This is a genomic window from Streptococcus pseudopneumoniae, from assembly GCF_001068775.1.
Lineage (GTDB): Bacteria > Bacillota > Bacilli > Lactobacillales > Streptococcaceae > Streptococcus > Streptococcus pseudopneumoniae_N.
On record NZ_JWAJ01000064.1, the window covers coordinates 1 to 6,894 of the forward strand.

At 40.0% G+C, this 6,894-nt stretch carries 8 protein-coding genes; 4 read left to right on the forward strand and 4 right to left on the reverse strand.

Annotation, left to right across the window (positions count from 1 at the left end):
- Positions 1 to 124 precede the first annotated feature (124 nt).
- The 4 genes from ADF68_RS02150 to ADF68_RS02165 are packed head-to-tail and all read right to left on the reverse strand — an operon-like array spanning position 125 to position 3,047.
- Positions 125 to 784 (reverse strand): amino acid ABC transporter permease, encoded by a 660-nt coding sequence (locus ADF68_RS02150; protein WP_049548455.1) that lies wholly within the window; start codon positions 782 to 784, stop codon positions 125 to 127.
- Positions 785 to 793: 9 nt separating this feature from the next.
- Positions 794 to 1,471, reverse strand: coding sequence for an amino acid ABC transporter permease (locus tag ADF68_RS02155; RefSeq protein ID WP_049548456.1), 678 nt, complete (start codon positions 1,469 to 1,471; stop codon positions 794 to 796).
- 12 nt (positions 1,472 to 1,483) lie between these two features.
- Positions 1,484 to 2,278: a transporter substrate-binding domain-containing protein gene (locus ADF68_RS02160; protein ID WP_075230656.1), complete on the reverse strand. Its 795-nt coding sequence runs from the start codon at positions 2,276 to 2,278 to the stop codon at positions 1,484 to 1,486.
- A gap of 10 nt (positions 2,279 to 2,288) precedes the next feature.
- Positions 2,289 to 3,047 carry an amino acid ABC transporter ATP-binding protein gene (locus ADF68_RS02165; RefSeq protein WP_049548457.1) on the reverse strand — a complete coding sequence of 253 codons (759 nt, stop codon included), beginning with the start codon at positions 3,045 to 3,047 and terminating at the stop codon, positions 2,289 to 2,291.
- A gap of 177 nt (positions 3,048 to 3,224) precedes the next feature.
- Between ADF68_RS02165 and recJ the strand changes: the two genes are divergently transcribed.
- The 4 genes from recJ (at position 3,225) to nusG (ending at position 6,756) form a co-directional block, all read left to right on the forward strand.
- Positions 3,225 to 5,450 carry a single-stranded-DNA-specific exonuclease RecJ gene (gene recJ, locus ADF68_RS02170; protein ID WP_049548459.1) on the forward strand — a complete coding sequence of 742 codons (2,226 nt, stop codon included), beginning with the start codon at positions 3,225 to 3,227 and terminating at the stop codon, positions 5,448 to 5,450.
- A 373-nt stretch (positions 5,451 to 5,823) separates the two neighbouring features.
- On the forward strand, positions 5,824 to 5,976 hold the full coding sequence (rpmG, locus tag ADF68_RS02175) for a 50S ribosomal protein L33 (RefSeq protein ID WP_001809375.1): 153 nt from the start codon (positions 5,824 to 5,826) through the stop codon (positions 5,974 to 5,976).
- A 9-nt stretch (positions 5,977 to 5,985) separates the two neighbouring features.
- Positions 5,986 to 6,162, forward strand: a complete 177-nt coding sequence (secE, locus tag ADF68_RS02180) for a preprotein translocase subunit SecE (protein ID WP_001211016.1) — start codon at positions 5,986 to 5,988, stop codon at positions 6,160 to 6,162.
- Between the two features lie 57 nt (positions 6,163 to 6,219).
- Positions 6,220 to 6,756 (forward strand): transcription termination/antitermination protein NusG, encoded by a 537-nt coding sequence (nusG, locus tag ADF68_RS02185; RefSeq protein ID WP_045763385.1) that lies wholly within the window; start codon positions 6,220 to 6,222, stop codon positions 6,754 to 6,756.
- Positions 6,757 to 6,894: the final 138 nt, after the last annotated feature.

The following is a 6,894-nucleotide window of genomic DNA, read 5'->3' on the forward strand; positions in this document are numbered from 1 at the left end:
CAAATTCAGATTTTTGAATAGAATATCAGATGATGAGACAAACTATTTTTGAAAAGAGAAAAAGACAAACACCAAAAATGACGTTTGTCTTCGTTCTGACATGTGAACTAGAACTACATGTTTGTTATTCTGCAGCTTGTTGCCAACGTTTTGCTAGAGTCCGTGAAAGGCTTGAAATAGCTAGGTTGAAACTGAAGTAGATTAGGGCGATGAGGATATATAAGCTGAAAACCTGTTCCGGTTCAAAGTATCGGCCCATGAGGATTTGACTAGCACCAAAAAGCTCTTGGAGGGCGATTACAGAGTATAGGAGACTGGTATCCTTAATCACTGTTACAAATTGAGAGATGATGGCAGGGAGCATCTTGCGGATGGCTTGCGGTAGGATGATGTGATAGAGGATTTGGCGATAGGAGAAACCTTGTGCCATTCCAGCCTCGTATTGTCCTTGATCCACTGCGTTAAGACCACCTCGGATAATTTCAGCAAGGGCTGCTGATGTAAAGAGAGTAAAGGCAGTGATTCCGGCTGAGGTAGATTTCATTTTAAAGACTAAAAAAATAGTGAAAATCCAGAGTAGATTAGGAACATTTCGTACAAATTCAATGTAGACACTAGCAAGGATTCGTAATAGGGTGTTTTTTCCGTTACGCATGACAGCAAGGATGGTTCCAATTAGTGTTGAAAGCGTGATAGCAATCAAAGAGATATAGAGGGTTAGACCAAAACCTTTTAAAATAAAGATGAGGTTGTCTAGACTGAGAACTTCAAGAATACTTTCCATAAAAACCTCCTAAAGTGAATAAGCTTTTTTGTTAGCTTGCTCCATTTTTCGTCCAAATTGAGCAACAGGGAAGCAGAGGGCAAAGTAGAAGAAGGCGGCGCCTAAAAAGGCAGGGACATAGTTTCCGTTGAGTGCGGACCAAGATTTGGTGACAAACATGAGGTCAACTCCAGAAATGATAGCTACTGTCGAAGTATTCTTAATCAGGTTGACGACTTGGTTGGTCAAGGGAGGGAGAATGATGCGAAAAGCCTGCGGTAAGATAATCAAGTGCATTGCATTTGCATAGGTGAATCCCTGAGAAAGAGCTGCTTCGAGTTGGCCTCTAGGGATAGATTGAATTCCTGACCGAATGACCTCAGCGATATAGGCGCCGTGGTAGAGTCCGACACAAAGAACGGCAGTCCAGTAGATGGGAATCATGATAGTATAGTTACTAATCAGAGGCAAGCCGTAAAATACAATAACGAACTGAACTAGGAGAGGGGTGTTTTGATAAAATTCGACAAAGATACGGGACAAGATCCGTAAACTGCCATGTTTGCTAGTGGATAAGATACCGAATAGGATGCCCAATAGCATGGCTAGGGCAAAAGAACCTAGAGCGATAGCTATAGTAAAGAGAAATCCGTTAAAAAATTGACCAAAATGTTGAAAATAAGCTGTCCAAGATGATGAATCTATCATGTAGCTACCTCCTTATTCTGCTGAGTGTTTGGAAGGTTTGAGATTGTAGCGATCGTATAAGTCCTGCAAGGTCCCATCCTGACTCCATTTGACAACCAATTGATCTAGATAGTCATTCAGTTGCGTGTTCGATTTTTTGGTTACAATACCATAGTCAGAAGGTTTGAAGCTATCGTCAAGTAGTTCTGTTCTTTTGCTGGTATAGCCGGAAAGGATAGAACGGTCTACCGAGAAGGCATCAATCCGATGGGCGTGGAGGGAGGTGATTAATTCAGGATAAGATCCGAGTTCGACAAATTTAAAGGCAAGGCCTTTTTTCTTACCCAAGTCGCTAATCAGTTTTTGGGTGATGGATCCTTGTGCGACTCCAATGGTTTTTCCGTTCAAATCCTCAATATTTTTAATCTTACCTGATTTATTTACCAAAAATCCACAGGCGTCTGTATAGTAAGGGCTGGTGAAGTTGTAGAGCTTTTTCCGCTCATCTGTGATTGTGAAGGTGGCGATGTCCATATCCACTTGTTCATTGTCTAATAGAGGACCTCGCGTTTGGGCAGTAACTGGAACATAGCGGACCTTGACCTTGAGTTGACCTGCAATTAGTTTAGCTAAATCTGTTTCAATACCTGAGAATTCTCCTGTTTTCGGATTTTTATAGCCGAAATTCGGAACGTCTTGTTTGACGCCGACAACGATTTCTCCCCTTTTTTGGATATCTGCGATACTGGTATCTGCTTGAGCTGATGTCACAAATCCAAAACTTAAAAGGCTGCTAACTACTATTGCAAGAAAGAAATTCTTTTTCATAGGCTTCTCCTTATTTGACCTTGTCACTTTCGTGGTTAATAATCTTGCTGAGAAATTGTTGGGCGCGCGGCTCACTTGGGTGATCAAAAAATGCATCCACATCTGTTGTATCGACCAGGACTTGTCCATCTGCCATAAAGATGATGCGATCAGCTACCTTGCGAGCGAAGCCCATTTCGTGTGTGACGATCATCATATTCATGCCGTCATGGGCTAATTTTTGCATAACAGCAAGGACATCACCGATTGTTTCGGGGTCGAGAGCTGAGGTTGGTTCATCAAAGAGTAGGAGTTCAGGTTTCATAGCTAGGCCTCTAGCGATAGCTACTCGTTGCTTTTGTCCACCTGAAAGGGTAGCTGGATAGGAATCTTTCTTATCCCACATATTTACAAATTCTAAATATTTTTGCGCAGTTTTTTGAGCCTCTTTTGGATCTTTGCCTAGTACTTTAATCGGTGCAAGAGTTACATTTTCTAACACATTCTTATGTGGATAAAGATTAAAATGTTGGAAAACCATCCCTACTTCCTTGCGGAGAGGGACTAAATCTTTTTGGCTAGCACCTGCTACTTGGTGTCCATTTACCAAGAGACTTCCACTATCAATCGCCTCTAGACCATTGATAGTACGGATAAGGGTTGACTTTCCAGAACCAGATGGTCCAAGTAACACAACGACTTGGCCTTTTTCAAAACGAAGGTTGATATTCTGGAGTGCGTGGTAGTCTCCGTAATACTTTTCAACAGCTTTAAATTCTACTAAAGTCATAATCATTCTCCTTTGTGTTAGATTTTTTAACATAGATTCTACAACAAAAGCGTTTTCCTGTCAAATGATATTACAAAGAAATTAGTAAAACTTTGATAAAAGCAAACCGGATAGAGAAAAACTGAAAATCATGTTATAATAAAACGATAGAATCGTAAGAAAGAGTGGATGATTTTTTTGATAATTCCTACTTATAATTGGCAATTTGCTCCGCAAGTTGAGGATGCGGATTTTACAAAGATAGCTAAGAAAGCTGGTTTGGGCCCTGAAGTGGCTCGTTTGTTATTTGAACGAGGTATTCAGGATGAAACCAGTCTGAAAAAATTTTTAGAACCTTCTTTAGATGATTTGCATGATCCCTATCTTCTGCATGATATGGAAAAAGCAGTGGAGCGGATTCGTCAGGCTATTGAGCAAGGGGAGTTGATTCTCATTTATGGTGACTACGATGCGGATGGAATGACTTCGGCTTCCATTGTCAAGGAAAGTTTAGAGCAGATAGGTGCTGAGTGTCTTGTTTACCTTCCCAATCGCTTTACAGATGGTTATGGTCCAAATGCCAGTGTCTATAAATATTTCATTGAACAACAGGGCGTGTCTTTGATTGTGACGGTGGACAATGGTGTGGCGGGGCATGAAGCTATTGATTTGGCTCAGTCGATGGGAGTGGACGTCATTGTGACCGACCACCATTCTATGCCTGAGGATTTACCAGATGCCTATGCTATTATTCATCCAGAACATCCAGGGGCGGACTATCCTTTCAAGCATCTAGCAGGTTGTGGTGTCGCTTTTAAGTTGGCTTGTGCCCTTTTGGAAGAAGTGCAGGTTGAGTTGTTGGACTTGGTTGCTATCGGTACAATTGCCGATATGGTCAGTCTGACGGATGAAAATCGTATCATGGTCCAGTATGGTCTTGAGGTCTTGCGCAATACCCAACGAATGGGCCTGCAAGAAATGTTTGAAATTGCTGGGATTTCGAGTAGTGATGTGACAGAAGAGACGGTTGGTTTTCAGTTAGCGCCTCGTTTAAATGCCCTAGGGCGCCTGGATGATCCCAATCCAGCTATTGATTTGTTGACTGGATTTGACGATGAGGAAGTGCATGAAATCGCTCTTTTGATTCATCAAAAGAATGAAGAACGTAAGGAAATTGTTCAGTCCATTTACGATGAAGCTAAAGGCATGGTGAATCCTGAGAGAAGTGTTCAAGTTTTGGCTAAGGAAGGCTGGAATCCGGGAGTTCTTGGAATTGTAGCTGGGCGCTTACTTGAAGAACTGGGTCAGACAGTCATTGTCCTGAATATCGAAGATGGACGCGCAAAGGGTAGTGCTCGAAGCATTGAAGCGGTTGATATTTTTGAAGCTTTGGACCCGCATCGAGAACTATTTATCGCCTTTGGTGGTCACGCAGGCGCTGCAGGTATGACCCTTGAAGCGGATAAGTTGGAAGTCTTATCTGATCTTTTGGACGCCTATATCCGAGAAAAAGGTGCAGATGCCCAAGGTAAAAACAATCTATTTTTAGATGAAGAACTGGATTTAGAGACCTTGAGTCTGGAGACGGTGAAAAGTTTTGAACGTCTAGCTCCTTTTGGGATGGATAACCAAAAACCTGTCTTCTATATTCGAGATTTTCAAGTTGAAAATGCTCGCGTTATGGGGGCTGGTAATGCTCACCTCAAGCTGAAAATTTCCAAAGGTGAGGCTAGTTTTGAGGTGGTCGCTTTTGGTCAAGGTAAATGGGCGACTGAGTTCTCGCAAACCAAGCAATTGGAACTGGCGGTGACTCTCTCTGTCAATCAATGGAATGGTCAAACTACCTTGCAGTTGATGATGGTTGACGCCCGTGTAGAAGGTGTCCAGCTCTTTAACATTCGTGGCAAGAATGCCTTGTTACCAGAAGGGGTAGCCATTTTGGACTTTACGCAAGAGTTACCTGATGTGACCTCTTGTTCAGCTATTGTCGTTAAGAATATTCCTGAGGATATATCCCTCCTTAAGAAAATCTGTCAGGAGCAGGAATTTTTAGCTCTTTACTTTAAAAATGATATAGCCAAGGCTTACTATTTGACGGGATATGGAACGAGAGAGCAGTTTGCAAAATTGTATAAAACCATCTATCAGTTCCCGGAGTTTGACATTCGCTATAAACTCAAGGATTTGGCGGCCTATCTCAAGATTGAGCAAATCCTGTTAGTTAAAATGATCCAGATTTTTGAAGAACTTGGCTTTGTGACCATTGAAAATGGAGTCATGAGGGTGAATAAAGAGGCTGAAAAGCGTGATATAGCTGAGAGTCAGATTTATCAAAAACTGAAACAAACTGTCAAGGAGCAAGAAATAATGGCGCTTGGAACAGTCCAGGAAATCTATGATTTCTTAATGGAAAAAAATGAATAGAGATAGAAAGAGTTGGCTTGCTGACTCTTTTTGTTTGCTCTCAAGTGGAAGTTAGTTGAAGTAGAGAATGGAGAAAGAAGTGGAAAAGAAATTCCTAGTAGAGTATAAGTATCAACAGAAGAAAGAATTTGAAGTTAGTTTACCGATGCCGAGGGTGATCTTTTTAGATTTGTTTGATTTTTTGGATCAGAAGTTAGAGTCGCTGACTTGTTATGACGCTTTTCTTTTGAAAAATTATGTTTAAAAGTATTTTGGATAAATCCCTTGGTAAATCAAGTGGAAGTTACTTTGAGAAATCACCTTAAAAAATCAACAAACGATTTAACTTGTCAAAGCAGAGGTTTATTGTTATAATAGGTAGGATGGAGGCGTTATGGCACTTAAAAAAGCAAGTCTAGCCTGTGCGGTTTGTGGTTCTAGAAATTATTCGATTAAGATTAGTGGAAATCCAAAACCAACACGCTTAGAAGTAAATAAATTTTGTAAACACTGTGGCAAGTACACCACACACCGAGAAACGAGATAGGAGAAAACGATGCGTTTTATTAAGGACATTTTTAAACTTCTTAAAGAAACAACTTGGCCGACTCGCAAGGAAAGTTGGTTAGATTTTAAATCTATCATGGAATACACTGCTTTCTTTGTAGTGATGATTTATATTTTTGACCAATTGATTGTTAGCGGATTGATTCGTTTTATTAATATTTTTTAAAATAAGCTAAGAAAAAGATCTAGTCGCTGAAATTCTTCAGTTAGGAAAGGAAAAAACATGGATAGTTTTGATAAAGGATGGTTTGTGCTACAAACTTACTCTGGCTACGAAAATAAAGTAAAAGAAAATCTATTGCAACGTGCACAAACATACAATATGTTAGAAAATATTCTACGTGTTGAAATTCCTACACAAACAGTGCAAGTGGAAAAAAATGGAAAGAAAAAAGAAATCGAAGAAAATCGCTTTCCAGGTTATGTTCTTGTAGAAATGGTTATGACCGACGAAGCATGGTTTGTTGTACGTAACACACCAAACGTAACAGGATTCGTAGGTTCACACGGAAACAGATCAAAACCAACTCCACTTTTGGAACAAGAAATTCGCGATATTTTAGTTTCTATGGGTCAAACTGTCCAAGAATTTGATATTGATGTCGAAGTTGGTCAAACTGTTCGCATCATTGATGGTGCTTTCGCAGATTACACAGGTAAGATCACAGAAATTGATAATAATAAAGTTAAGATGATTATCTCAATGTTTGGTAATGATACAGTAGCGGAAGTAAATCTTAATCAGATTGCAGAACTTTAACCAAAAAAATTATCAATATAAAATCACAAACAAAGACAATTGTAAAAGAGACAGTTGTCTTTTTTTACGGCTCATTTGTCAGTATTCATACTTCCTGATACACCTTGGACTTGAAAAAACACAAGACAGAAATCAAAG